General features: G+C 70.7%; 2 protein-coding genes. Both read left to right on the top strand.

The window, feature by feature from the left end:
- Positions 1-1284: putative sugar nucleotidyl transferase (locus tag VLK66_RS26255; protein ID WP_325312476.1), on the top strand; the 1284-nt coding region annotated here is incomplete at its 5' end.
- A 200-nt stretch (positions 1285-1484) separates the two neighbouring features.
- Positions 1485-2306 (top strand): MBL fold metallo-hydrolase, encoded by an 822-nt coding sequence (locus tag VLK66_RS26250; RefSeq protein ID WP_325312475.1) that lies wholly within the window; start codon positions 1485-1487, stop codon positions 2304-2306.
- Positions 2307-2550: the final 244 nt, after the last annotated feature.

The following is a 2550-nucleotide window of genomic DNA, read 5'->3' as shown; positions in this document are numbered from 1 at the left end:
CTCCCCCACCCCCCCACTTCCGCACTCCCGCACTTCTTTTCGATGCCGCCGCTTTCGCTGATCCTGTTCGACGACGAGGTTTCCGCGCGCTGGGACCCGTTCGCGCTCACCCGCCCCGGCGGCGAGCTGGTGTTCGGGACGATGACGCAGCGCGCGCGCGCCGAGCGCGTGTTCGCCGCGCGGTGCGTGGCCCACCTGGGCGCGGAGCACCTGCGCGGCTTCGAGGAGGCGGGCGCCCCGCCGGTGCTGGGGTACGCCGGGGCGCCGGCGGAGGGCGACCGGCTCTTCATCTCCGCCCGCGCCGTGCCTGCCTGGGGGAGCGGCGAGCTGTGGCGCGAGCGCCGCGGCGGCGCGGGCGCGCTGCTGGTGGGCGACGAGGTGGTCGGCTGGTACGCGCCCGACGGCACGCCGTCTCCCGACGCCGACTTCTTCGTCTGCCCCGGCCGCGTGGTGGACCGCACCGGCGCCGTGGTGCTGCCGGGGAAGACGCTCGGACACGTGTGGGAATTGATGTCGCTCGGCCCCGCGCAGATCGCGGAGGACGTGGAGGGGCTCTTCCCGGGCGCGGCCACGCCGGAGCTGCCGCCGGGCGTCTACGTCCTGGGCTCGCAGCCGGTGGTGGTGGGCGACGGCGTGGTCATCGAGCCCGGCGTGGTGTTCGACACCTCGGGCGGGCCGGTGTGGCTGGACGACCGCTCGCACGTGAAGGCGTTCACCCGCATCGCCGGCCCCGTCTACGTGGGGCGCGGCTCCATCGTGCTGGGAGGGACGATCGAGCAGTCCAGCATCGGCCCCGTCTGCCGCATCCGCGGCGAGTTCGCGGAGAGCGTGTGCCTGGGATGGGTGAACAAGGCGCACGACGGGCACATCGGCCACGCCTACCTGGGCGCCTGGGTGAACCTGGGGGCCGAGACGACGAACAGCGACCTGAAGAACAACTACTCCACCGTGCGCCTGTGGACGCCCGAGGGCGACGCGGACACGGGGGAGATCAAGGTCGGCTGCTTCCTGGGCGACCACGTGAAGACGGGGATCGGACTGCTGCTGAACACGGGCACGGTGGTCGGCGCGGGGAGCAACCTTTTCGGCGCGGCGATGCCGCCCAAGTACGTCCCCCCGTTCAGCTGGGGAACCGGCGAGGACCTCACGGCGTATCGGGCGGACAAGTTCCTGCAGGTCGCGGAGAAGGCGATGAGCCGCCGCAACGTGGAGCTGAGCGACGCCGCGCGGGGGCAGTTCGAGCGCGCATGGCAGCGGGCGCGGGGGGATGAGGGGAAGTGCTGAGTGCTGAGTGCTGAGTGCTGAGTGCTGAGTGCTGAGTGCTGAGTGCTGACGGTCACGCGCCGGTCGCGGACGACGCTCCCCCAGGATGACATTCCCGCGACTCGACGCTAGATTTCGCTCAAGTCCGTTGTCACTTGGAACTTAGGACTTCAGGACTCAGGACTTCTTCTTCTCCTCTCCTCCACCGGAAGCGCTGGCATTTGCGGGTCACGGTCCTTGGCAGCGGCAGCCGCGGCAACGCCATCCTCGTCGAGACGGAGGGCACGCGGGTGCTGGTGGATGCCGGCTTCAGCGGCCGCGACCTGGAGCGCCGGCTGCTGGCCGTGGGCGTGGACCCGACCACGCTGGCCGCGCTGCTGATCACGCACGACCACGGCGACCACACGCGGGGGATGGGCGTGGCGGCGCGCCGCTGGGGCGTTCCGCTCCACCTGACCGACCTCACCCGCAACGTCTGCCGCGCGCTGCTGGACGGCACCGAGAACGTGCGCCCCTACACCAGCGCCGCCCCGGTGGAGATCGGCGGGCTGACGGTGACGCCGTTCCTGACCGTGCACGACGCGGTCGACCCGGTCGCAGTGACGGTGACGGAGACGGCGACCGGGGAGAAGCTGGGGATCGCCACCGACCTGGGCCGCGCGACGGCCACGGTGCGCCACGCGCTGCAGGCCTGCCACGTGCTCGTCCTGGAATCGAACCACGACGAGATCATGCTGCGCGAGAGCCACTATCCGTGGTCGGTGAAGGCGCGCATCGGCGGGAGCCACGGGCACCTGTCCAACCGCGCCGCGGCGGAGCTGGCCCGCGAGCTGTACCACGACGAGCTCTGCGCCGTCGTCCTCGCGCACCTGAGCGAGAACGCGAACCACCCCGCCCTGGCCCACGACGTCGTCGGCGAGACGCTGGAGCGGCTGCGCTACGCCGGCTCGCTCGCCGTGGCCCCGCAGGAGCAGCCGATGGAGACGATCGACGTCACCCGCCTCCGCAAGCTGCGCCTGCCGCAGCAGATGACGCTGTTCTGAAGAAGTGCGTGAGTGCGTGAGTGCGTAGGATTCGCGCGAGAATCGACGACCACTCATCAGTAGCAAGCGCACTTCCGCACTCACGCACTTCCGCACTTTCGGTTGCGTGAGATTCCATGTGAGCGAGGCCGCCGTGGTGATAAGCTGAACCTGGAGGAAGTCACTCAACCAGGAGGAGCTTATGGGAACCACGACGGCCTCGGGAACCGCGGCGGGCGGGGACACGCTGGTGCTGGCGATCGGC

Origin of the sequence: Longimicrobium sp., from assembly GCF_035474595.1 — a bacterium.
In the GTDB taxonomy this organism is placed as follows: Bacteria; Gemmatimonadota; Gemmatimonadetes; order Longimicrobiales; family Longimicrobiaceae; genus Longimicrobium.
The sequence above is the reverse complement of the archived record's forward strand: the minus strand, read 5'-3'. Positions and strand labels throughout refer to the sequence as shown.